Origin of the sequence: Lysobacter arseniciresistens ZS79 (assembly GCF_000768335.1) — a bacterium.
In the GTDB taxonomy this organism is placed as follows: Bacteria; Pseudomonadota; Gammaproteobacteria; order Xanthomonadales; family Xanthomonadaceae; genus Novilysobacter; species Novilysobacter arseniciresistens.
Genome location: NZ_AVPT01000011.1, coordinates 42,557 through 66,393, shown reverse-complemented (window position 1 = coordinate 66,393; position 23,837 = coordinate 42,557). Strand labels below are relative to the sequence as shown.

Genomic DNA, 23,837 nt, shown 5'->3' with positions numbered 1-23,837 from the left:
CCGCTCAGCGGACCACGTTGGACTCCGCCGCGGCCGTGGTGGCGCCATCGTTGCGCATGCGGTCCTCGGGGTGCGCCCGCGGCGGCTGGTCGGCCAGCGGGTCGACATCGAACGGCGAACGCAGCACCAGCGACGGCAGCAGCGTGTTGAGCACGGTGTACAGGATCAGCGCGCCGAACAGCACAGCCGGCAGGTCGAAGCGCACGTAGAGGATGTTGGCCAGCACCAGGGTGAACACCAGCGTCGGCGACAGCGCCACCGCCACCTTCATGCTGCTGAAGCGCTTCTCGCCGAACATCAGCCGCCGCTGCACCCAGACCACGCCGATCCGCAGTGGCACCAGCACCATCGTCAGCACGATGCCGAGCCCGAGCGCCTCCCAGCTCAGCGCGTCGCGCGAAACCTCGGTGCCGGCGTGGAAGAAGTAGAACGGCACGAAGAACGTCGCGAACAGCCGCAGCGCGTGCATGTTGTCGTCCGATGCCAGCCGCGGCATCCGCAGCCGCAGCATCCGCGCGACCAGCCCGGCCACGAACGCGCCGACCAGGTAGTACACGCCGAGCTTGTAGGTGATGAACGCGGCGACCATGCCGACCATCACCAGCAGCGAGAACTCCGAGCCCGGCGCATGCGGCACAACCCAGCGGCCGAGCGCGACGAACAGCAGCGGCAGGCCGACGATCATCGCCGTCATCGCCAGCGAGGAGATGCCGAGCTGGGTCAGGTCGCCGGCCTGCAGCACCACGAACAGCGCCGCCAGCGCCATCAGCTCACCGGCGATCGCCTTGCTGGTCACCCAGAAGCGCTCCTCCTCGTCCAATCCGAGCCGCTCGAGGGTGTCGAGGATGAAACCGGTCGACGGCGTCAGCAGCGCCAGCGCGACCAGCGCTGCGGCCTGCCAGTCCAGCCCGAGGTAGCGCCACGCCAGCCAGCCGACCCCGACCAGCGACGCCGCGCGCACCACCAGGTGCGCGAGCAGCGGGCCGAGCTGCTTGCGCAGGGCGCGCAGGTCGACTTCGAGCCCGGCGAACAGGAACAGCGAGGAGATGCCCAGCGTCGACAGCAGCACGATCACCGGGTCGTGGGTGCGCTCGCCGAACGCCAGCATCGCGCCGATGCCGAACAGCAGGCAGGTGATCGGCGCGGGCAGCTTGAAGCGCTGCAGCGCGCGCGGGATGACCAGCAGGCCGAAGATCAGCAGCAGGTAGATCAGTTCTTTGCTCATCGGTCGCGCCGTTGGGGAACCGGCGCATGGTCGACGCAAACGTCGAATCCGGGCAAGCGCGGCGTCACCCCGCGGCCGGAACATGGCGGCACGACGACACGCGATTCTTCAGCCGCGCCGCGCTAGGCTGGCGGCAGATCCCCCACGAGACCGTCCATGTCCGCTTTCAGCCCTTCCCGCAGCCTTGCCATGCTCCTCGCCGCCGCGCTGCTGGCGCTCGGGCTGGTGCTCGCCGGCTGGTTCGCCGCCGGCGGCATGAAGCACCTGCGCACCGCCGACCGCTTCGTCACCGTCAAGGGCTCGGCCGAGCGGATCGTCGAGGCCGACCGGGTGGTCTGGCCGTTGCCGCATTCGGTCGGCGGCAACGACCTGGCCCAGGTGCAGCGCGCGCTGGAAGCCAACACCGCGGTGATCCGCCGCTTCTTCACCGACGCCGGCTTCGACCCGGCCGACATCGTGGTCTCGCCGCCGCGGCTGGAAGACCGCTGGGCCTGGGCCTACGGCGACAACCGCCCGGCCGAGCGCTACCGCTACGCGACCACCGTCAGCCTGCGCACCGACGACGTGCCCAAGGCGCTGGAGGTGCTGCGCCGCAGCGGCGAGCTGGTCGCGCAGGGCGTGATGATCGGCGAGGGCAGCGCGCCGGAGTTCGACTACACCAGGCTCAACGACATCAAGCCGGCGCTGATCGCCGAGGCCACCGCCGCCGCGCGCGACTCGGCGGTGCAGTTCGCCAAGGACTCCGACTCGCGCCTGGGCGGCATCCGCAGCGCCAACCAGGGCGTGGTCAGCATCACCGATCGCGACCAGAGCAGCCCGCAGGTCAAGCGCGTGCGGGTGGTGACGACGGTGGAGTATTTCCTGCGGGATTGAGCCCGCGGGCAAACGCCGATGTAGGAGCGACGTGAGTCGCGACCGCGGCGGGAATCGGGGCGATGTACCGGTAGCGACCCACATCGCTCCTGCAACGAAGTGGCTCTTCGCGCCCTCAGGCCGCGTCCGCCTCGTACAGCGCCAGCAGCTCGGCCTCGGCCTGCTCCAGCTGCCCGCGCAGCTCCGCCTGCCGCCTGCCCAGCTCGGTGCCGCGCGCACCGGCGTCGGCGTAGACCGCGGGATCGGCCAGTTCGGCCTCGACCGCCGCCAGCTGCGCCTCCAGATCGGCCACCCGCGCCTCGGCCTTCGCCAGCTTGTGCGGGTTGCCCTTGCCCTTGCTCTTGCGCGGCGCGGCCGGCACCGCGGTGTCGGGCGCCTGTACCGGCGTCGGCGGCGCCTTCGAGCGGCCCTTGCCGTCGCCGGAACTGTCACGCGCGCGCAGCCAGCTGGCGTACTCGTCGAGGTCGCCGTCGAACGGCTGGGCGACGCCGTCGGCGACCCGCCAGAAGCTGTCGCAGACCAGGCCGATCAGGTGGCGGTCGTGGCTGACCAGCACGATCGCGCCGTCGAACTCGCCCAGCGCCTCGGCCAGCGCCTCGCGCATGTCGAGGTCGAGGTGGTTGGTCGGCTCGTCCAGCAGCAGCACGTTGGGCTGGCGCCATGCGATCAGCGCCAGCGCCAGGCGGGCGCGCTCGCCGCCGGAGAACACGTCGACCGACTCGAACGCACGGTCGCCGGGGAAGTTCCACTTGCCGAGGAAATCGCGCAGCTGCTGGGTCGCCACGCCCGGGGCGATGTCGGCCAGGTGGTCGACCGGGCTGGCGCCGGCGCGCAGCGACTCGACCGTGTGCTGGGCGAAGTAGCCGATCCGCAGGTCCGGGTGGCCGCCGCGCTCGCCGGCCAGCAGCGGCAGTTCGCCGACCAGCGACTTCACCAGGGTCGACTTGCCGGCGCCGTTGGGCCCGAGCAGCGCGATGCGGTCGCCGGCCTCGAGGATCAGGCTGACGTCTTCGAGGATCCGGACGTCGCCGTAGCCGCAGTCGGCGTGCTCCAGCCGCAGCAGCGCGTGCGGCAGCTTCGCCGGCGCCGGCAGTTCAATCCGCAGCGCGCGCTCCACCCGCACCGCTTCGGTGCCGGCCAACTTGGCCAGCCGCTTCATCCGCGACTGCGCCTGCTTGGCCTTGCTGGCCTTGGCCTTGAAGCGGTCGATGAAGCTCTGCAGGTGGGCGCGCTCGGCCTGCTCCTTCTCGTGGGCGATCTGCTGCAGGCGCAGGTGCTCGGCGCGCTGGCGCTCGAACGCGGTGTAGTTGCCGCTGTAGAGCTTCGCCTTGCCGTCGTGCAGGTGCAGGGTGTTGGTGGTGACCTCGTCGAGGAACTCGCGGTCGTGGCTGATCAGCAGCAGGGTGCCGGGGTAGCGCAGCAACCACTGCTCCAGCCACAGCACGGCGTCGAGGTCGAGGTGGTTGGTCGGCTCGTCCAGCAGCAGCAGGTCCGACGGCGTCATCAGCGCACGGGCCAGGTTCAGCCGCACCCGCCAGCCACCGGAGAAGGTGCTGACCGGCTGCTGGTGGGTATCCGGGGCGAAGCCGAGGCCGTGCAGCAGCTTGCCGGCACGGGCGCTGGCGTCGTAGCCGTTGAGCTCCTCCAGCCGCTGGTGGGCCTCGGCGACAGCCTCCCAGTCCTCGTTGGCGAAGGCGTTGGCCTCGGCCTGGATCGCGGCGTGGACGGCGGCGTCGCCGGACAGCACGAAGTCGATCGCCGGGTCCGGCAGCGACGGGGTTTCCTGCGCGACCGAGGCCACCCGGACCTTGCCGGACAGGTCGATGTCGCCGCGGTCGGCCTCCAGCCGGCCTTGGAGGGCGGCGAACAGCGACGACTTGCCGGTGCCGTTGCGGCCGATCACGCCCACCCGCCAGCCGGTCTGCAGGACCAGGTTGACGTCGGACAGCAGCAGCCGCTCGCCGCGGCGGAGGGCGAAATCCCGGAAGGCAATCATGCCGTCATTGTACGTGTGGGAGCCTGCACCACAGGCGTTCCGGCTTGCATCGGCCCACCTCGCCCCACATTCTGGAACGCTGACCGACGGAACCCCGATGCCGCACGAAACCTCCCTGATCACCATCCTGGTCGCCAGTTTCGTGCTGGCGTTCGTGTTCGGCGCGCTCGCGCAACGCCTGCGGCTGTCGCCGCTGGTCGGCTACCTGGTCGCCGGCATCGTCGCCGGCCCGTTCACGCCGGGCTTCGTCGGCGACATGGAGCTGGCCCCGCAGCTGGCCGAGATCGGCGTGATCCTGTTGATGTTCGGGGTCGGGCTGCATTTTTCCTGGCGCGACCTGATGGCGGTCCGGGCGATCGCCCTGCCCGGCGCCGTCGCCCAGATCGCGGTGGCGACGCTGCTGGGCTGGGGCCTGGCGCGGTGGCTGGGGTGGTCGCACGCGGCCGGCATCGTGTTCGGCCTGTCGCTGTCGTGCGCCAGCACCGTGGTGCTGCTGCGGGCGCTGGAGGACCGGCGGCTGGTCGACACCCGCCGGGGCCATATCGCGGTCGGCTGGCTGATCGTCGAGGACCTGGCCTGCGTGCTGGCGCTGGTGCTGATGCCGGCGATGGCCGAGATACTGCAGGGCGCCGGCGGCGAGGACAGCCCGTCGATCGCGGGGGCGCTGTTCACCACCTTCCTCAAGGTCGGCGCGTTCATGGCGGTGATGCTGATCGTCGGGCGCCGGGTGATCCCGTGGATCCTCGAGCGCGTCGCCGGCTCCGGCTCGCGCGAGCTGTTCACCCTGTGCGTGCTGGCGATCGCGCTGGGCGTGGCGTTCGGCTCGGCGGCGCTGTTCGACGTGTCGTTCGCGCTGGGCGCGTTCTTCGCCGGCATGCTGCTCAACGAGTCGGAGTTCAGCCACCAGGCGGCCAACGAGACGCTGCCGCTGCGCGACGCGTTCGCGGTGCTGTTCTTCGTCTCGGTCGGCATGCTGTTCGACCCGATGATCCTGATCGAGCACCCGAGCGAGGTGCTGGCGACCTACCTGATCATCGTGGTCGGCAAGTCGGTGGCGGCGTACGGGATCGTGCGCGTATTCGGCAAGCCGCACGGCACGGCGGCGCTGATCTCGACCAGCCTGGCGCAGATCGGCGAGTTCTCCTTCATCATCGCCGGCCTCGGCCTGGCGCTGGGGTTGCTGCCGCAGGAAGGCCAGGACCTGGTGCTGGCCGGCGCGCTGCTGTCGATCATCACCAATCCGCTGCTGTTCGCCTGGCTGGACGCGCGCGAGAAGCGACAGGCCGCGCCCGATCCGGTGCAGTACACGGTCGAGCCGCCGGTGCCCGAGGACCTGCGCGACCACGTGATCCTGGTCGGCTTCGGCCGCGTGGGCAGCGAGCTGGGCCGGCTGCTGACCGAGCGCGGCGTACCGCTGGTGGTGGTCGACGGCGAGGACCACATCATCGAGCGTGCCCGCGCCGCCGGGGTGCCGGCGATCCGCGGCAACGCGGTCAACGAGCGGGTGCTGGCCGAGGCCCGGCCGGAAACCGCGCACACCGCCATGCTGGCGATCCCCAACACGCTGGAGGCCGGCGAAATCATCGCCCGGCTGCGCGAGATCAACCCGGCGCTGACCATCGTCGCCCGCGCGCACTCCGACGCCGAGCTGCGCCACCTGCTCGAGCACGGCGCCGACGCCGCGGTGATGGCCGAACGCGAGCTCGCCCACAGCCTCGCCGAGATGGTGATGGCGACCCCGCCCTACCGCGGCGACCACCACCTGCCACCGGCCGTCGCCTAAACCGCGGCGGCCGACACCAGCGCCACCAGCACGGCGGCCTCGACCAGTTCGATCAGGGCACCGGCGGTATCGCCGGTGATCCCGCCCAGCCGGCGCAGGCAGGCCCGGCGCCAGCCGGCGTACACCAGCGCCGCCACCGCGATCGCAAGCACGCCGCGCCAACCGGCCGCCGCGCACACCGCCACGCTCGCCAGCAGCGACAGCACGCACGCGGCCCGCGGCGCCCCCGGCAGGGCCGCGCCAAGCCCGCCGCAGCGCAGGTACGGCAGGCGGGTGAACGCCGGCACCAGCACCGCCCGGGCCAGCAGCGGCGCCAGCAGCAGTGCCGGCCACGCCGTCGCCGGCAGGCTCGCCAGCGCGGCGAACTTGAGCAGCAGCAGCAGGCCCAGCACGACCACGCCGACCGGCCCGCACCGTGGGTCCTTCATGATCGCCAGCGTGCGCTCGCGGCGCGCGTCGACGTCGCCGGCCATGCCGCCGACCCAGGCGTCGGCGCTGTCGGCCAGCCCGTCCAGGTGCATCGCCCCGGTCAGCCCGGTCCAGGCCAGCAGCAGCAGCGCGCCCTGCAGCAGCGGCGACAGCCCCGACAGCACCCACGCCAGCGCCAGCAGCACCGCCCCCAGCAGCAGGCCGACCGCCGGGTACCAGGCCAGCGACAACGCCTGCGCGCGGGCGTCGCCGAACACCCGCGGCGGCACCGGGATGCGGGTCATGAACCCGACCGCGACCAGCAGGCCGCGCAACCCGGAGCCGATCACGCCAGCGCCCGACGCTGCGGCGCGCCGCCCGCGTCGGCCGTGCCCTGCCGCGGCGGCCATGCCAGCGGATGCAGCGAGGCATGCGCCACGTCGATGCCGGCCATGTCGCCGAAATCGCGGCGCTCGGCGACGCAGCGCAGCAGCCGGATCGCGCCGCCATGGGTGACCACCAGCACGCGACGGCCCTGCGCCTGCGCGGCCACGTCGTCGAGCGCGGCCGACAGCCGCTCGCGGAACTGCGCGAAGGTCTCGGCCCCCGGCGGCGGGTGCGCGACCGGGTCGGCCCAGAAGCGGCCCAGCGCGGCGCCGTCGGTCGCGTCGATCTGCTCGATCGGCACGCCCTGCCAGTCGCCGAAGTGGTATTCGACCAGGCGCGGGTCCAGTTGCAGCGGCACGCCGCGGGCCCCGGCCAGCTCGCGCGCGAAGGCGGCGCAGCGCTGCAGGCTCGACGACACCACCAGTCCCCAGGCGCGCCCGGCGACGGCGGCGCGCAGCTGCGCCCAGCCGAGGTCGGTCAGCGGATCGTCGATCCGGCCGCGGTAGCTGCGCTGGCCGGTGTCGCCGTGGCGCATCAGTTCGATCATCCGCGTGCTCCCGTCGCATCGGACACGCCGGCCTGTTCGAAGGTCGCCATGGTCGCGTGCAGCGCGCACGCCAGGCGCAGCAGCGGCACCGCGCCCGCCGCGCCGCTGGCTTCGCCCAGGCGCATGCCGAGGTCGAGCAGCGGCTCGGCCTGCAGCGCGGCCAACACCGCGTCGTGGCCGCGCTCGCGCGAGCGGTGGCCGAACAGCAGCCACGGCCGCACGCCCGGGTTGATCCGCACCGCGGCCAGCGCCGCGACCGTGGTGATGTAGCCATCGACCAACACCGGCAGGCCGGCCTGCGCGGCGGCGATGAAGGCGCCGGCGAGCGCGGCGATCTCGAAGCCGCCGAGGCAGCGCAGCTGCTCCAGCGCGTCGCCGGCACCGGCGTGGCGCTGCAGCGCGCGCGCGACCACCGATGCCTTGTGGCGGATGCCGGCGGCGTCCAGCCCGGTACCGGCGCCGGCCAGCCGTTCCGGCGGCAGGCCCAGCAGGGCGCAGGCCAGCGCGGTGGCGGTGGTGGTGTTGGCGATGCCCATCTCGCCGCCGATGAAGAGGTCGCTGCCGTCGGCAAGCGCGACGGCGACGCTGTCGGCGCCGGCGGCCAGCGCCGCCTGCAGTTGCGCCGGGGTCATCGCCGGGCCGTTGCAGAAGTTGTCGCTGGCCGCGGCGATCACCGCGCGGCGCACGCCATCCAGCTCGCCGGGGTCGTTGACCAGGCCGAGGTTGACCACCTCCAGCCGCGCGCCCAGTTCGCGTGCCAGCACGCTGATCGCGGCGCCGCCAGCGACGAAGTTGCGCACCATCTCGCCGGTCACCACCTGCGGGAAGGCCGACACGCCCTCGTCGGCCACGCCGTGGTCGGCGGCGAACACGCTGATCCACACCCGCCCGGCCCGCGGCCGTGCGGTGCGCTGGAGCGCGGCCAGCTGCACCGCGGCGTCCTCCAGCCGGCCGAGCGAGCCCGGCGGCTTGGTCAGGCGTGTCTGGTGCGCGCGCGCGACGGCTTCCATCGCGGCGTCGGGCTGCATGCAGGCGGCGCGCAGCGGCTGGTGGTTCATGGCAGGGCTCCTTTCAGTGCCAGCGGCAGTCCGGCCGCGACGAACACCACCCGCTCGCAGCGGGCGGCAAGATCCTGGTGCAGGCGGCCGGCTTCATCGACGAAGCGGCGCGGCAGTTCCCCCATCGGCACCAGCCCCATGCCGACCTCGTTGCCGACCAGCACGGTCGCGCCGGGCAGGTCCGGCAGCGCCTGCAGCAGCGCCGCGCGCTCACGTGCGAAGCGGCCGTCGCCGGGGTCGAGCAGCAGGTTGCTCAGCCACAGGTTGAGGCAGTCGACCAGCAGGCAGCGGCCGGGCCGGGCCTGTGCGTGCAGGGTCGCGGCCAGTGCCAGCGGCTCCTCGATGCAGCCCCAGTGCGCGGGGCGGCGCTCGCGGTGGTGGGCGATGCGTTCGGCCATCTCGGCGTCGCCGGGCTCGCGGCGGGCGGTGGCGATGTAGACCACGTCGTCGAATCCGGCGGCCAGGCGCTCGGCCAGCGCGCTCTTGCCCGATCGGGCGCCGCCGAGGATCAGGCTTCGCACAACGCCTCCAGGCCGAGCAGCCGCGACAGCGCGGCGGTGTCCAGGTGCGCCTCGACCGCGTCGGCCAGGCGCTCGATCGAGGCCTCGCGCAGGGCGTGGATGTCGAGCGGCTGCACCTCGCGCAGTCCGGCCCAGCGCAGCAGCGCGTCCAGCGCCGGCGGGGCGTCGAACAGCCCGTGCAGGTAGCAGCCCAGCACCTGGCCGTCGGCGCAGCGGGCGCCGTCGTCACGGCCGTCGTCGAACCGCAGCAGCGGGCGGTCCAGCGCCGGGCCTTCGCTGCGGCCGCAGTGGATCTCGTAGCCGTGCACCGGCACCGTCGCGTCGGCCCCCGGCAGTTGCAGCCGCCCGCGCGCGTTGCGCAGCTGCTTGCCGGCTTCGAGCGTGGTCTCCAGCGCCAGCCAGCCCAGGCCGGCGCTGGACCCGGCGGGGCCTTCGATGCCGAGCGGATCGTGCACCGCGCGGCCGAGCATCTGCAGCCCGCCGCAGATGCCCAGCAGCTTGCCGCCGTGGCGCAGGTGGCGGGCGATCAGCGGCTCCCAGCCCTGCGCGCGCAGCCACGCCAGGTCGGCGCGCACCGCCTTGGAGCCGGGCAGCACGATCAGGTCGGCCGGCGGCGGCGCGCGGCCGGGCCCGACCACGTGCAGCTCGACCTGCGGATGCGCGCGCAATGCGTCCAGATCGGTGTGGTTGCTGATCCGCGGCAGCGCCGGCACCACCACCTGCAGCCGCGCCGGTACGCCCGCGGCGCCACTTGCGGCCGCGCCCGGCAGGCCGTCCTCGGCCTCCAGGTGCAGGCCCTGCAGGAACGGCAGCACCCCCAGCACCGGCTTGCCGGTGTGCCGGGCCAGCCAGTCCAGCCCCGGCTGCAGCAGCGCGATGTCGCCGCGGAAGCGGTTGATGACGAAGCCCGCCACCCGCGCGCGCTCGCTGTCCGACAGCAGCGCCAGGGTCCCGACGAGGTGGGCGAACACCCCGCCGCGGTCGATGTCGGCCACCAGCAGCACCGGGCAGTCGACCGCCTCGGCGTAGCCCATGTTGGCGATGTCGTGCTCGCGCAGGTTGATCTCCGCCGGGCTGCCGGCGCCTTCCACGATCACCGCGTCATGCCGCGCCGCCAGCCGCGCGTGCGAGGCCAGCACCGCCTCGAAGGCCCGCGGCTTGTAGCCGTGATAGCGCACCGCGTCCATGTTGCCGACCGGCTGGCCGTGCACGATCACCTGCGCGCCGGTGTCGCTGGACGGCTTGAGCAGCACCGGGTTGAAGTCGGTGTGCGGCTCGAGGCCGCAGGCCTGCGCCTGCACCGCCTGGGCGCGGCCGATCTCGCCGCCATCCACGGTCACCGCGGCGTTCAGGGCCATGTTCTGCGGCTTGAACGGCGCCACCGACAGGCCGCGGCGACGGGCCCAGCGGCACAGGGCGGTGACCAGCGCGCTCTTGCCGGCATCGGAGGTGCAGCCCTGCACCATCAGTACGCGCGCGCTCATGCCGTCACCGCCGCCAGCGCCGCGTCGAGCCGGTCGAAGTCGCCGTCGTCGCGCGGCAGGCCGAAGCGCAGGCTGGCCGGCGCATCGAAATGCCGCACCAGGATGCCGCGCCGGGCCAGCGCGTCGTGCAGCCGCGCGGCGCGGGCGTCGCGGCGCCAGTGGAAGAACGCGCAGCCGCCGTCGGGCGCCAGCCCGTGGCTCGCCAGCAGCGCGGAAAGCCGGGCGCTGCGGCCGGCCAGCGCGGTGCGCGCGCGGGCGTGCCAGTCGCGGTCGGCCAGCGCCCGGCCGACGACGAAGCGGGCGGGGCCCGTCAGCGTCCACGGCCCGAGCCGCTCGCGCAGCGCGTCCAGCAGCGCCGGCGCGGCACAGGCGAAGCCGACCCGCGCACCGGCCAGGCCGAAGAACTTGCCGACCGAGCGCAGCACCACCAGCCCCTCGCGGTCGCTGTGCGGGCACAGGCTGTGGTCGGGGTCGGCGTCCATGAACGCCTCGTCGACCACCAGCCAGCCCCCGCGCGCGGCGAGCGCGGCGTGCAACTGCAGCAGCACGGCGACATCGAACCGCTCGCCGCCGGGATTGTTGGGGTGGATCAGCACGACGACGTCGAACTCCACCGCGCGGGCGAAGACGTCCACCGCCGGCAGCCGCTCCACCGCGTGGCCGGCGCGCTGCCAGGCGTGTGCGTGCTCGGCGTAGCCGGGCGCCAGCACCGCGACCCGCGAAGGCGCGCGCAGCCGCGGCAGCATCTGGATCGCCGCCTGCGAGCCGGCCACCGGCAGCAGCGACGGCGCGCCGTAGTAGTCGCGCGCGACGTCCGCGAGGCCGTCGTCGTCTTCCGGCAGGCGCTGCCAGGCCCGCGCCGGGATCGGCGGCACCGGCCAGCCTTCCGGGTTGATGCCGGTCGACAGGTCCAGCCATTGCGACGGGTCGATCCGGTACTGGCGTGCGGCGCGCAGCAGGCGCCCCCCGTGCTCAAGCATGCAGCCCCCCGGGCACGGCCCAGTTCAAGGCGATGGCGACCGCCCAGAGCGCCAGCAGCCAGGCCAGCAACGCGTCGCGCACCAGCCGCAGCGCGCGCCGGATCGACACCGCTCCGGCCGGCCCGCCCGCGCCCAGCTCCGGCCGCGTCAGCCAGCGGCCGTGATACGGCGCCGCTCCCCCCAGCCGCACGCCGATCGCACCGGCACCGGCGGCCATCACCGGGCCGGCGTTGGGGCTCTTCCAGTGCCGCGCCTGCGCCAACCAGCAGCGCAGCGCGCCCGGGGTGTGCCCGCACAGCGCATACGCCAGCGCGGTCAGCCGCGCCGGCAGCAGGTTGAGTCCGTCGTCGATCCGTGCCGCCGCCCAGCCGAAGCGGCGGTAGCGCGCGTCGCGGTACCCCCACATCGCGTCGAGGGTGTTGGCGAGCCGGTACAGCACCACCCCCGGCAGCCCCAGCAGGACGAACCAGAACAGCGCGCCGAACACCGCGTCGCAGCCGTTTTCCAGCACCGACTCGGTCGTCGCCGCGGCGGTCTGGGTGGCGTCCAGCGCCACGGTGTCGCGGCTGACCATGCGTGCGACCGCGCCGCGCGCCGCATCCAGGTCTCCGGCCTCCAGCGCGGCGGCGACCGGCGCGGCGTGCTCGCCCAGGCTGCGATGGCCGATCGCCAGCGCCAGCACCAGCGCGCCCAGCGCCGCCGCGACCCACGGCGACCCGGCCTGCGCAAACCACTCCACCGCCGCGGCCAACGCCACCAGCGGCAGCACCGCGCACGACCAGGCCAGCACCCCGGCCAACCGGTGGTCGCGGTACAGCCGGCGTTCGATCCAGCCGGTCAGCCGGCCGAAGCCGACCAGCGGATGGCCACGGCGCGGCTCACCGAACATCGCGTCCAGCGCCACCGCGACCGTCGCTGCACCGGCTCGCAGCAGCGCCAGTTCGGCGACCAAAGCCAGGCTCACCGTCGCGTCCTCATGGCAGCAGCAGCCGTAGCGCCGCTTCCGGGTTGGACGGGAAGTAGAAGTGCACGAAGCTGGCGGTCAGCCGGCGGTCGCGATAGATCCCTTCGTTGCCCGGGCCGCGGTTGGGGTTGGACGCCAGCGCGATGGGCTCGGCTTCGATTTCGGCACGGACGTGGTGGAAGGTGTGGCCGCGCAGCACGCCCTCGGGCAGTTCGACCTGCTGCATGCCAAGCCCGGCCAGCCGCGCCTGCAGCGTGGCGTGCCCGCGCAGCAGGCCGGCCATCGGCGAGGCGGCGCCGTCGCGCCCGGCCAGCGAATCCAGCAGGTACAGCAGCCCGCCGCACTCGGCCAGCAGCGGCTTGCCGGCGTCGCGGTGCGCGCGCAGGGCGGCATGCAGCGACGACTGTTGCGACAGCGTCTGCAGGTGCAGCTCCGGGTAGCCGCCGGGCAGCCATACCGCGTCGCAGGCCGGCAGCGCGTCGCCGGCCAGTGGCGAGAACCACGCCAGCTCCGCGCCCGCCGCGCGCAGCAGCGCGATGTTGGCCGGATAAATGAAGCAGAACGCGGCGTCGCGCGCGATCGCAACGCGCTTGCCGGCCAGCAGTTGCGGCACCGGCAGCGGCTCGGCCGGGGCGAACGCGACCGGCGGCGGCAGCCCGGTGGCGGCGTGCCGGCCCCAGGCGTCGGCCAGCGCGTCCAGCCGGGCGTCGATGTCCTCCAGCTCACCGGCGGCGACCAGCCCGAGGTGGCGCTCGGGCAGCTTCATCGCATCCCCGCGGGGCAATGCGCCGAGCCACTGCAGGTCGTCGGGCAGGCTCTTCTCGAGCAGGCCGGCGTGGTAGTCGCTGCCGACCCGGTTGGCGGCCACGCCGTACAGCGCCAGTCCGTCGCGGTAGCGCGCCAGCCCGGTGGCGAGCGCGCCGAAGGTCTGCGCCATCGCCGAACCGTCGATCACCGCCAGCGCCGGCAGGCCCAGCCGCTGCGCGAGGTCGGCGCTGGACGGCTCGCCATCGAACAGCCCCATCACCCCTTCGACCAGGATCAGGTCGGCCTCGCCGGCGGCGGCATGCAGGCGCGCGCGCACGTCGTCCTCGCCGCACATCCACAGGTCCAGCTGCTGCACCGGCGCCCCGCTGGCGCGCTCCAGCACCATCGGGTCGAGGAAATCCGGACCGGTCTTGAACACCCGCACCCGACGGCCCTGGCGGCGGTGCCAGCGGGCCAGCGCGGCGGTCACGCTGGTCTTGCCCTGCCCCGACGCGGGCGCCGACACCAGCAGCGCCGGGCAGTGGCGCGTGCCCGTGGTGTCGCTCCGACCGGTCACAGCTCGATTCCCTTCTGGGCCTTGATCCCCGCCTTGAAGGCGTGCTTGACCACGCGCATCTCCGAGACCGTGTCGGCCGCCTCGACCAGCGCGGCGGGCGCGCCGCGGCCGGTGATCACCACGTGCTGGCGCGGTGGCCGTGCCGCCAGCGCCTCCAGCACCTGCTCGAGCGCGATGTAGCCCTTGACCAGCGCGATGTTCAGCTCGTCCAGCAGCACGAAGTCGCAGGCTTCATCGGCCAACATGCCGGCCGCCACTGCCCAGGCCGCCTGCGCACTGGCGATGTCGCGATCGCGGTCCTGGGTTTCCCAGGTGAAGCCCTCGCCCATCACGTGGTACCGGAGGCGATCGGCGAAGGCGTCTCCCAGGGTCCGGAAAAACAGGTCCTCCCCGGTGGTGCTGCGGCCCTTGATGAACTGCACCACCCCGCAGTGGAAGCCGTGTCCGAGCGAGCGGGCGAGCATGCCGAACCCGGACGAACTCTTGCCCTTGCCGTTGCCCGTGTTGACCACCACCACGCCGCGGTCGATGGTCGCCCGCGCGATGCGGCGGTCGACCAGCGCCTTCTTGCGTTGTGCACGCTCGCGGTGCCGCTCCTGCGCGTCAGCGGTTTCGGGGCTGTCCATCCGCATGCCGCCCACCGGCTCAGGCCCCGCGGACGTGGGCGGAACGCCCCGCCACGCGCCCGGCCAGCCGCCATGCCGCGTACATCACGGCCGCGGCCGCCACGTAGACCGACAGGCTGAACAACCGCTGCGGCAGGTAGTGCAGCACCCGTGCCACGTACTCCGCCACGCTCGGGTCGGGCTGCGCGCCGGACAGCAGGTAGTAGCCGCCGCCGGAGAACTGGTAGGCCAGCACCGACGCCACCACCATCACCGCCGCCAGCCGCAGCACGGTACCCGGCCGCTCGACGTGGATCCGCGAATACAGCCGGCCGCCTCCCCACAGCAACGCGTAGGCCGGCAGCAGCATCCAGTAACCCGGCGTCATGCAGGTGTCGCCGATGCGCTCCAGCGTCAGGCTGGCGAAGTCGACCGACACCGCCAGCGCGAACAGCGCGAAGAACGCCCAGCGCGGGCGCAGCAGCGCACCCGCGAGGAAGAACACCGCCCACGAGCCGCCGGGCAGCGAATGGATGCTGGCGATGTGGTTGCCGCGGGTGGCCACCAGAAGCACGGCCAGCACGATGGCGATGCAGGTCTGCGCCTGGCGGGAGGAGAACGGAAGGTTCGAACTGCGGTTGATCATGGAAGGCTCCGGAAGTGGATGCGGGATCAGGGTTCGGCAGAAGGTCACTCCGGCACCCGCGGTGGGGCACCGGCAATGGCGGCGGGCGCTCAGCCGCCGCTGTAACGCAGGCTCAGCAGCCAGCTGCGACCGGGCTGGCGATAGAACTTCGCGGTCTCGTAGTCGCGGTCGAACACGTTGTCGGTGCCCAGGCGCAGCTGCCATTGCGGCGCCAGCGCGTAGCCCACGCGCAGGTCGACGGTGGCGTAGCCGGCCATCCGCTTGCGGTTGGCGAGGTCGTCGAACCGCGTGCCTGCGGCGTTGACCGTGGCGCCGATGCTGAACCTGCCCAGCTCGCGGTCCGCCTCCAGCCGCGCGGTGCGGCGTGCGCGGCGCGGCAGGACGTGGCCCTCGCTTGCACCGTGGCTGTCGTTGCGCGGGTCCAGCCACGAGGCGTTGGCCTGCAGCAGCCACCCGGCCAGGGTGGCGTGGCCGACCAGTTCCAGCCCGCGGATGCGGGCGCGGTCGATGTTGTTGGGCTGCCCGTAGGGATGCGTGTCGTCGACCAGGCGCGAGTCGTAGGCGATCAGGTCGTCGATCTCCGTCTGGAAGGCGTTGATGGCCCAGCCGCCGCGGCCATGCTCGCCGCGCAGTCCCAGCTCGATGCTGTCCGACGTCTCCGGCCGCAGGTCGGGATTGCCGTAGCCGGTGAAGTACAGCTCGTTGAAGGTGGGCGCCTTGAACGCGGTGCCGTAGCTGGCGGTCAGCCGCAGCGCATCGGCGAAGTCCCAGCCCCACAGCGCGCTGCCGGTGGTGCGGCCGCCGAACTGGCTGTTGTCGTCCCGGCGCAGGCTGGCCTGCAGCGCGTGGTCGCCGATCTCCTGTTGCCACTGCGCGAACAGCGCGCGGTTGTGGCGGCGGTCGACGGTGTAGACGGTGGTGCTGTCCACCTCGTCGCCCTGCCAGTCGACGCCGGCGCTGAGCAGGCCGCCGCCGATGCCGATGTCGGCCTGCAGCGAGGCGACCTCGCGGCGGGTGTCGAAGGTGCTCGAATAGACCCCGTCCATGTAGGCATCGCTGAGGTCGGCGCTGCGCCCGGCGTTGAGCACCAGCGTCAGCGGGCCGTCGGCGGTGTAGCGCAGGCGCGCGGCGACGACCTGCTGGACGTTGTCGGCCTCGTTGTTCTGGCTGCCGTCGTACTCGTTGTGTGCCTGCGCGCGGAACAGGCGGGCCTCGGCGTCCCAGTGATCGCCGAAGCGGTAGCCGCCCTGCAGCGTCGCCGAGCTGTTGCGGTAGCCGTCGCGGTCCCGGTCGAGGTAGGGCTCGGGCGTGGCACGCGACGGGTCGCCGCGGTAGGCGTCGATGCCGTCGGTCTCGGCATGGGCCGCACCCAGCGAATACCAGCCTTCGCCGGCGCGACCGGCCACGCCGGCCGACAGGCTGCGGGTCCGCTCGCTGCCGGCGCCGACGCCCAGGTACGGCGCGAACGCACCCCTCGGGCGCCGGGTGAAGATCTGCACCACGCCGCCGAGCGCCTCCGAGCCGTACAGGCTGGAGAACGGCCCGCGCACGATCTCGACCCGCTCGACCAGCTCGACCGGGATGTCCTGCAGCGCCGCGCCACCGCTGGTCGCCGAACCGACCTTGACGCCGTCGACCAGCACCAGCACGTGGTCGGATTCGGTGCCGCGCAGGTACAGCGAGGTCGACTTGCCCGGCCCGCCGTTGTTGGCCAGCGAGATGCCCGGCAGGCCGCGCAGCAGCGCCGGCAAGGAGGGTGGCCGCAGGCGCTCGATGCGCTCGCGGTCGATCACGCTGACCGCGGCGAGCGTCTGGTCCTGGGTGAGCGCGGTGCGGCTGGCGGTGACCACGACCTCGTCGAGGTCGGTCGCGGCGACCGGGCCGGATGCGTGGGAGGGGGATATGTGGGACGACGCGACCGCAAGCGCGGCCACGGCAAGGCAATGCCGGGGAAACTGCACGGGGAACTCCTTGGACCGCGCCTGCCCGCGCGGTGTCGTTGGGCCTGGGCAAACGGCAAGGAGTGGTCATGGCGCAACGTGCAGGCGCACGGGCCCCATGACAGCGCCCACCGCGTGCCAATCGAAACCTGTGGCCGGTCTCCGGGCTTGCGAGTGGAGCGTCGTGTCATCGCGACCGTCGCTCCCGGTCCGCGCCTTCCCATGCGCTTGGCACAGTGGCTGTGTGCGGACCTGGCTCGCCTACCGTTGCGGGGGCAGCTCCGGAATTGCCGCATCGTCGCGTGACGACGGGGCGCACCGGATTCCCGTTTCAACCACCGGCCAGGCCGGCGGTCACCTCAGGCGCGGCAAGTCTAGCAGCACGCCCGGCGGGTTGAGGAGTATTCCGCGCGGGGCGCGCCGGTACGCGCCCCGCGACCGCTGACGCTCAGGCCTTGCGGAAGACGAGCGAACCGCCGTCGGCATCCACCCGGATCACGTCGCCGCTGCCGAACTCGCCCGACAGTATCCGCTGCGCGAGCGGATTCTCCAGCTGCTGCTGGATCGCCCGCTTGAGCGGCCGCGCGCCGTACACCGGATCGAAACCCACATTGCCGAGCAGCGCCAGCGCGGCGTCGGACAGTTCCAGTTTCAGGCCACGTTCGGCCAGCCGCTTCTCCAGCCCCGTCATCTGGATCTTCGCGATCTCGCGGATCTGCGCCTTGGCCAGCGGGTGGAACACGACGATGTCGTCGAGCCGGTTGATGAACTCGGGGCGGAAATGGTTCTGCACCACGCCCATCACCGCCGCCTTCATCTGCGTGTAGCCCTCCGGCGAATCGGTGTCCGACATCTCCTGGATCATCTGCGAGCCGAGGTTGCTGGTCATCACGATCACGGTGTTGCGGAAGTCGACCGTGCGGCCCTGGCCATCGGTCAGGCGGCCGTCGTCGAGCACCTGCAGCAGGATGTTGAACACGTCCGGGTGCGCCTTCTCGACCTCGTCGAGCAGGATCACGCTGTACGGACGCCGGCGCACCGCCTCGGTCAGGTAGCCACCCTCCTCGTAGCCGACGTAGCCCGGCGGTGCGCCGACCAGCCGGCTGACCGCGTGCTTCTCCATGAACTCGCTCATGTCGATGCGCACCATCGCATCACTGCTGTCGAACAGGAATTCGGCCAACGCCTTGCACAGTTCGGTCTTGCCGACGCCGGTGGGGCCGAGGAACAGGAACGAGCCGGACGGCCGGTCCGGGTCGGACAGGCCCGCACGCGAGCGGCGTACCGCGTCGGACACCACCTTGATCGCCTCGTCCTGGCCGACCACGCGCGCATGCAGCGCGTCCTCCATCTTCAGCAGCTTCTCGCGCTCGCCCTCGAGCATCTTCGACACCGGGATGCCGGTCCAGCGCGCGACCACCTCAGCGATTTCCTCGGCGGTGACGCGGTCCTGCAGCAGGCTGAAGCCCTGCGTCTCGGCTTCCTGCGCGGCCTTGAGCTGCTGCTCCAGCTGCGGCAGTTGGCCGTACTGGATCTCGCTCATGCGCGCGTAGTCCTGGCGGCGCTGGGCGGCTTCGAGCTCGAGCTTGGCGTTCTCGATCTGCTCCTTGATCTTCGTCGCGCCCTGCAGGGTCGCCTTCTCGGCCTTCCAGACTTCTTCGAGGTCGTTGAACTCGCGCTCGAGCGCGTCGATCTCCGCCTCCAGGTCGGCCAGCCGCTGCTTCGATTCGGCGTCCTTCTCCTTGCGCAGCGCCTCGCGCTGGATCTTGAGCTGGATCAGCCGGCGTTCCTTGCGATCCAGCTCCTCCGGCTTGGAATCGATCTCCATGCGGATGCGGCTGGCGGCCTCGTCCATCAGGTCGATCGCCTTGTCGGGCAACTGGCGATCGGCGATGTAACGGTTGGAAAGCGTCGCGGCGGCGACGATCGCCGGGTCGGTGATCTCCACGCCGTGGTGCACCGCGTACTTCTCCTTGAGCCCGCGCAGGATCGCGATGGTGTCCTCCACGCTCGGCTCGCCGACGAACACCTTCTGGAACCGGCGCTCGAGCGCGGCGTCCTTCTCGACGTACTTGCGATACTCGTCCAGCGTGGTCGCGCCGATGCAGTGCAGCTCGCCGCGGGCGAGCGCCGGCTTGAGCATGTTGCCGGCGTCCATCGAGCCCTCGGCCTTGCCCGCGCCGACCATGGTGTGCAGCTCGTCGATGAACAGGATGATCTGGCCCTCGTTCTTGGCGAGGTCGTTGAGCACGCCCTTCAGCCGCTCCTCGAACTCGCCGCGGAACTTGGCGCCGGCGATCAGCGCGCCCATGTCGAGCGACAGCAGCCGCTTGCCGCGCAGGCCCTCGGGCACCTCGTTGTTGATCAGGCGCTGGGCCAGCCCCTCGGCGATCGCGGTCTTGCCGACGCCGGGTTCGCCGATCAGCACCGGGTTGTTCTTGGTCCGGCGCTGCAGTACCTGGATCGTACGGCGGATCTCCTCGTCGCGGCCGATCACCGGGTCGAGCTTGCCGGACTCGGCGCGCGCGGTCAGGTCGATGGTGTACTTCTCCAGCGCCTGGCGCTGGTCCTCGGCGTTCTCCGACTGCACGCTCTCGCCACCGCGAACCTTGTCGATCGCCGCCTCGATCCGCGATTTGTCGGCACCCGCGCCCTTCAGCGCGCGGCCGAGCGCGCCGTCGTCGTCCAGCGCCGCGAGCACGAACAGCTCCGACGCGATGAAGGCATCGTTGCGCTGTTGCGCCAGCTTGTCGGTGACGTTGAGCAGCCGCGACAGGTCGTTGCCGACGCTGACGTTGCCGGCCTGGCCGGTCACCTTCGGCAGCTTCTCCAGCGCCTCGCCGAGCCGTTCGCGCAGCAGCGGCACGTTGACCCCGGCCTGCGACAGCAGCGGGCGGGTGCTGCCGCCGGACTGGTCGACCAGCGCTACCATCAGGTGGGCCGGTTCGATCACGCTGTGGTCGCGCCCGACCGCAAGCGACTGCGCGTCGGCGAGCGCCTGCTGGAAACGCGACGTGAGCTTGTCCATTCGCATGGTGGGTTCCTCGATGTTGGGCGGCGATGCCGCAATGCCCCCGAGATGCGGACCGGGCCGGCGGCCTTCAAGTTCGGCCCGGGCGCGGGGCGGCGTCCACCCGATCCTTACACCCGCCTGTTCACCATCGCGTCATGGATCTGCCAGCCACCCTGCCGCCGCCGCCCGCGATCCGCGATGACTGGGCGTTGTTCCTGGACGTCGACGGCACCCTGCTGGAATTCGCCGACACGCCGACCGGAGTGCGGGTACCCCCGGGCCTGGTCGACGTGCTGGCAGCACTGCAGCAACACCTGTCCGGCGCGCTGGCGCTGGTCAGCGGGCGCCGGCTGGCCCAGCTGGACGCGCTGTTCGCGCCGCTTCGGCTGCCCGCCGCCGGCCTGCACGGGCTGGAGCGCCGCCACGCGGACCACCACGTCGACCCGCCCACCCCACCGACGCTGCTGGCGATCCTGCATCGCAAGGCCGAACTGCTGGCGATGCAGTACCCCGGCGCGCTGGTCGAGGACAAGGCCTCGACGCTCGCCCTGCACTGGCGCGGCAACCCCGCCGCCGAGCAGCCACTTCGCGAACTGGCCGACGCCGCGCTGCCATGGCTGCACGACTACCGTCTGCAGGCCGGCGACGGCGTGGTCGAACTGCGTCCGGTCGGCACCGACAAGGGCGACGCGATCGCCGCGCTGCTGGGCGAGGCGCCGTTTGCCGGCCGCGTTCCGGTATTCACCGGCGACGACCTCACCGACGAGCACGGCTTCGAGGTCGTCGAGCAGCGCGGCGGAATCGCGGTGCTGGTCGGCGACCGCAGACCAAGCCTGGCCCGCCACCGCCTCGCCGACCCTGCCGCGGTGCTGCGCTGGCTCGCCGCCGCCCCCACGCCGGCCGGCCGGAGCGCCACCGCATGAGCGGCCACCTCGACCTCGGTCTGGTCGGCAACGGCAGCATTGCCGCGCTGGTCGACCGCGACGCCCGCATCGTCTGGGGCTGCATCCCGGCGTTCGACGGCGACCCCGCCTTCTGCGCGCTGCTGCAGCCGAGCGCCCACCCCGGCGGCGATTACGCGATCGAACTCGACGACCAGGTCTCGTCCGAGCAGGCCTACCTGACCAATACCGCGGTACTGCGCACGGTGCTGCGCGACCGCCACGGCGGTGCGGTCGAGGTGATCGACTTCGCTCCACGCTGGCACCAGTACGAGCGCTTCTACCGGCCGGTGATGCTGCTGCGCAAGGTGCGGCCGCTGGCCGGCAGCCCGCGCATCCGCATCCGCCTGCGGCCGCTGGCGGACTACGGCGCGCGCCAGCCGGAGACTACCTGGGGCAGCAACCATATCCGCTACCTGCTCCCCGGCTTCACCCTGCGGCTGACCACCGACGCGCCGGTGCGGGTGGTGCGCGAAGGCCTGCCGTTCCTGCTCGACCGCGAGCTGCACCTCGTGCTCGGCCCCGACGAAACCCTGACCCGGCCGGTCGCCGACTTCGTCCGCGCCGCCCAGCAACGCACCGTCGGCTACTGGCGCGACTGGGTGCGCTCGCTGTCGATCCCGCTGGAGTGGCAGGAGGCGGTGATCCGCAGCGCGATCACGCTGAAACTGTGCCAGTACGAGGAGACCGGCGCGATCGTCGCCGCGATGACCACCTCGATCCCGGAGGCGCCGCACACCGTGCGCAACTGGGACTACCGCTACTGCTGGCTGCGCGACGCCGCGTTCGTGGTGCGCGCGCTCAACCGGCTCGGCGCGACCCGGACCATGGAGGGCTACCTCGGCTACGTGTTCAACATCGCCAGCACCGACGAAGAAGACCTGCAGCCGCTGTACGGCATCGGCTACGAGCGCGAGCTGGCCGAGGACGAGGTCGGGACGCTGGCCGGCTACCGCGGCATGGGCCCGGTGCGGCGCGGCAACCTCGCCTGGCTGCAGAAGCAGCACGACGTCTACGGCAGCGTGGTGCTGGCCTCGACCCAGCTGTTCTTCGACCAGCGGCTGGACCACCCCGGCGACGAGGCGATGTTCCAGCGGCTGGAGTCGATCGGCGAGCGCGCGTTCGCCGTGTACGACCAGCCCGACGCCGGCCTGTGGGAGTTCCGCGGCCGCACCGAGGTGCACACCTATTCGGCGGTGATGTGCTGGGCCGCCTGCGACCGGCTGGCGCGGATCGCGGCGCACCTGCGGCTGCCGGCGCGGGTGCAGGTCTGGCGCCGGCGCGCCGACGCGATGCACGCGCGGATCATCGAGCAGAGCTGGGACGCCGCGCGCGGCCACTTCGTCGACGTGTTCGGCGGACACCGGCTGGACGCCTCGCTGCTCTTGCTGGCCGACCTCGGCTTCGTCGCCGCCGACGACCCGCGGTTCATCGGCACGGTCGAGGCGATCGGCCGCGACCTGCGCCGCGGCGACGGCCTGTTCCGCTACGTCGCGCCCGACGATTTCGGCATGCCGGAGACCAGCTTCACCATCTGCACGTTCTGGTACATCGACGCGCTCGCCGCGATCGGCCGCATCGAGGAGGCACGCACGCTGTTCGAACGGATGCTGGAGCGGCGCAACCCGCTCGGGCTGCTGTCGGAGGACCTCGCGTTCGAGGACGGCGAGGCCTGGGGCAACTTCCCGCAGACCTATTCGCACGTCGGCCTGATCATCGCCGCGACGCGCCTGAGCCGCCCGTGGCAGGAGGCGACGTGAGCCGGCTGGTGGTGGTGTCCAACCGCGTCGCCCTGCCCGGCCGCGCCGGTTCCGGCGGGCTGGCGGTGGCGCTGCAGGCGGCGCTGGAAGACAGCTCTTTCCAGGACCGGGGCGGACTGTGGTTCGGCTGGAGCGGCGACATCGCCGATGGCACCTCCGGCCAGCTGCACGAAACCCGCGCCGGCAACATCGACTACGTCACGATGGACCTCTCGCGCGAGGACCACGACGACTACTACAACGGCTTCGCCAACCGCACGCTGTGGCCGCTGCTGCATTTCCGCATGGACCTGGTCGACTACAGCCGCGAGACCTGGGACGCCTACCGCCGGGTCAACGCGCTGTTCGCCGACCGGCTCGCGCCGCTGCTGCGCGACGACGACGTGGTGTGGATCCACGACTACCACCTGATCCCGCTGGCCTCGCTGCTGCGCGAGCGCGGGGTGCGCTGCCGGCTCGGCTTCTTCCTGCACGTGCCGATGCCCTCGTCCGACATCCTCGCGGCGCTGCCGCACCACGGGCGGTTGTTCGAGGGCCTGTCCGCGCATGACCTGGTGGGCTTCCAGACCAGCCGCGACCTGGAGCGCTTCCAGGACTACGTACGGCTGTTCGGCCGCGGCCGGGTGATCGAGCACGGCGTGCTGGAGACCGCGACGGGCCGGCGGCTGCGGGCCGGGGCTTTCCCGATCAGCATCGACACCGACGGCATCGCGCGGCAGGCGGCCGCGGCGGTCGGCAAGTCGAGCTTCAAGCGGCTGGCGCGCAGCCTGTCCGGGCGCGCGCTGGCGATCGGCGTCGACCGGCTCGACTACTCCAAGGGCCTGCCCGAGCGCTTCCGCGCGTTCGAGCGCTACCTGCAGCGCTACCCCGACCAGCTCGGCCAGGTGACCTTCCTGCAGATCGCGCCGGTCTCGCGCGGCGGCGTGATCGAGTACCAGACCCTGCGCAGCGAGCTGGAGCAGCTGGCCGGCCACATCAACGGCGGCCACGCCGAGCCGGACTGGACGCCGATGCGCTACGTCAACCGCAACTTCCCGCACGCATCGCTGACGGGCTTCTACCGGCTGGCGCGGGTCGGGCTGGTGACGCCACTGCGCGACGGCATGAACCTGGTCGCCAAGGAATACGTCGCCGCGCAGGACCCGGACGACCCCGGCGTGCTGGTGCTGTCGGCCTTCGCCGGCGCCGCGCGCGAGCTCGACGCGGCGCTGCTGGTGAACCCCTACGACCTCGACGGCGTGGCCGCCGCGATCGCCCGCGCGGTCGGGATGCCGCTGGAGGAGCGCCGCGAGCGCTGGCAGGCGATGATGACCCGCCTGCGCGACCACGACATCACCGACTGGCGCCGCGGCTACCTGCAGACGCTGCGGGCGGCGTGAGGC

General features: G+C 72.5%; 19 protein-coding genes and 1 riboswitch. Of the genes, 5 read left to right on the top strand and 14 right to left on the bottom strand.

Annotated features, from left to right (window positions below):
* Positions 1-4: 4 nt before the first annotated feature.
* Positions 5-1,225 carry a cation:proton antiporter gene (locus tag N799_RS07635; protein WP_081974805.1) on the bottom strand — a complete coding sequence of 407 codons (1,221 nt, stop codon included), beginning with the start codon at positions 1,223-1,225 and terminating at the stop codon, positions 5-7.
* A gap of 189 nt (positions 1,226-1,414) precedes the next feature.
* Between N799_RS07635 and N799_RS07630 the strand changes: the two genes are divergently transcribed.
* Entirely contained in the window at positions 1,415-2,098 is a 684-nt protein-coding gene (locus N799_RS07630; protein ID WP_052101348.1) for an SIMPL domain-containing protein, read from the top strand.
* A 115-nt stretch (positions 2,099-2,213) separates the two neighbouring features.
* Here the strand turns inward: N799_RS07630 and N799_RS07625 are convergent, their stop codons facing one another.
* The gene (locus N799_RS07625; protein ID WP_036210317.1) at positions 2,214-4,094 is read right to left on the bottom strand and encodes an ABC-F family ATP-binding cassette domain-containing protein; all 1,881 of its coding nucleotides are present in this window, start codon (positions 4,092-4,094) and stop codon (positions 2,214-2,216) included.
* 97 nt (positions 4,095-4,191) lie between these two features.
* Between N799_RS07625 and ybaL the strand changes: the two genes are divergently transcribed.
* Positions 4,192-5,877 (top strand): YbaL family putative K(+) efflux transporter, encoded by a 1,686-nt coding sequence (ybaL, locus tag N799_RS07620; RefSeq protein ID WP_036210315.1) that lies wholly within the window; start codon positions 4,192-4,194, stop codon positions 5,875-5,877.
* Here ybaL and N799_RS07615 read toward each other — a convergent pair.
* The 12 genes from N799_RS07615 to clpB form a co-directional block, all read right to left on the bottom strand.
* Positions 5,874-6,632, bottom strand: coding sequence for an adenosylcobinamide-GDP ribazoletransferase (locus tag N799_RS07615; RefSeq protein ID WP_275040611.1), 759 nt, complete (start codon positions 6,630-6,632; stop codon positions 5,874-5,876). The two genes, ybaL and N799_RS07615, sit on opposite strands and share 4 nt — an antisense overlap.
* Entirely contained in the window at positions 6,632-7,219 is a 588-nt protein-coding gene (locus N799_RS07610; protein WP_036210313.1) for a histidine phosphatase family protein, read from the bottom strand. Before N799_RS07610 ends, N799_RS07615 begins: the two co-directional genes overlap by 1 nt.
* The gene (gene cobT / locus N799_RS07605) at positions 7,216-8,277 is read right to left on the bottom strand and encodes a nicotinate-nucleotide--dimethylbenzimidazole phosphoribosyltransferase (RefSeq protein WP_036210311.1); all 1,062 of its coding nucleotides are present in this window, start codon (positions 8,275-8,277) and stop codon (positions 7,216-7,218) included. Before cobT ends, N799_RS07610 begins: the two co-directional genes overlap by 4 nt.
* Positions 8,274-8,798: a bifunctional adenosylcobinamide kinase/adenosylcobinamide-phosphate guanylyltransferase gene (cobU, locus tag N799_RS07600; RefSeq protein WP_036210309.1), complete on the bottom strand. Its 525-nt coding sequence runs from the start codon at positions 8,796-8,798 to the stop codon at positions 8,274-8,276. Before cobU ends, cobT begins: the two co-directional genes overlap by 4 nt.
* The gene (locus tag N799_RS07595) at positions 8,786-10,282 is read right to left on the bottom strand and encodes a cobyric acid synthase (protein ID WP_036210307.1); all 1,497 of its coding nucleotides are present in this window, start codon (positions 10,280-10,282) and stop codon (positions 8,786-8,788) included. The genes cobU and N799_RS07595 overlap by 13 nt, the downstream gene beginning before the upstream one ends.
* Positions 10,279-11,262: a threonine-phosphate decarboxylase CobD gene (gene cobD, locus N799_RS07590; protein ID WP_036210304.1), complete on the bottom strand. Its 984-nt coding sequence runs from the start codon at positions 11,260-11,262 to the stop codon at positions 10,279-10,281. Before cobD ends, N799_RS07595 begins: the two co-directional genes overlap by 4 nt.
* On the bottom strand, positions 11,255-12,151 hold the full coding sequence (gene cbiB, locus N799_RS07585) for an adenosylcobinamide-phosphate synthase CbiB (protein ID WP_052101349.1): 897 nt from the start codon (positions 12,149-12,151) through the stop codon (positions 11,255-11,257). The genes cobD and cbiB overlap by 8 nt, the downstream gene beginning before the upstream one ends.
* Before the next feature lie 85 nt (positions 12,152-12,236).
* Complete coding sequence (locus tag N799_RS07580) at positions 12,237-13,550, bottom strand: cobyrinic acid a,c-diamide synthase CobB (protein WP_036210298.1); 1,314 nt, start codon at positions 13,548-13,550, stop codon at positions 12,237-12,239.
* Positions 13,547-14,176, bottom strand: a complete 630-nt coding sequence (gene cobO, locus N799_RS07575) for a cob(I)yrinic acid a,c-diamide adenosyltransferase (RefSeq protein WP_036210296.1) — start codon at positions 14,174-14,176, stop codon at positions 13,547-13,549. Before cobO ends, N799_RS07580 begins: the two co-directional genes overlap by 4 nt.
* 19 nt (positions 14,177-14,195) lie before the next feature.
* The gene (locus tag N799_RS07570) at positions 14,196-14,801 is read right to left on the bottom strand and encodes a hypothetical protein (RefSeq protein WP_036210293.1); all 606 of its coding nucleotides are present in this window, start codon (positions 14,799-14,801) and stop codon (positions 14,196-14,198) included.
* 89 nt (positions 14,802-14,890) lie between these two features.
* Positions 14,891-16,762, bottom strand: a complete 1,872-nt coding sequence (btuB, locus tag N799_RS07565) for a TonB-dependent vitamin B12 receptor (protein ID WP_036210287.1) — start codon at positions 16,760-16,762, stop codon at positions 14,891-14,893.
* A gap of 115 nt (positions 16,763-16,877) precedes the next feature.
* Positions 16,878-17,118, bottom strand: a riboswitch (cobalamin riboswitch).
* A gap of 71 nt (positions 17,119-17,189) precedes the next feature.
* On the bottom strand, positions 17,190-19,775 hold the full coding sequence (gene clpB, locus N799_RS07560) for an ATP-dependent chaperone ClpB (protein WP_036210284.1): 2,586 nt from the start codon (positions 19,773-19,775) through the stop codon (positions 17,190-17,192).
* A 134-nt stretch (positions 19,776-19,909) separates the two neighbouring features.
* Here clpB and otsB point away from each other — a divergent pair, with 134 nt between their 5' ends.
* The 3 genes from otsB to otsA are packed head-to-tail and all read left to right on the top strand — an operon-like array spanning position 19,910 to position 23,834.
* Positions 19,910-20,677, top strand: coding sequence for a trehalose-phosphatase (gene otsB, locus N799_RS07555; RefSeq protein WP_036210281.1), 768 nt, complete (start codon positions 19,910-19,912; stop codon positions 20,675-20,677).
* Positions 20,674-22,455, top strand: a complete 1,782-nt coding sequence (locus N799_RS07550; protein WP_036210278.1) for a glycoside hydrolase family 15 protein — start codon at positions 20,674-20,676, stop codon at positions 22,453-22,455. Before otsB ends, N799_RS07550 begins: the two co-directional genes overlap by 4 nt.
* A complete protein-coding gene (otsA, locus tag N799_RS07545) occupies positions 22,452-23,834 on the top strand; it encodes an alpha,alpha-trehalose-phosphate synthase (UDP-forming) (RefSeq protein ID WP_036210394.1) in 1,383 nt (460 codons plus the stop codon). The genes N799_RS07550 and otsA overlap by 4 nt, the downstream gene beginning before the upstream one ends.
* Positions 23,835-23,837 lie beyond the last annotated feature (3 nt).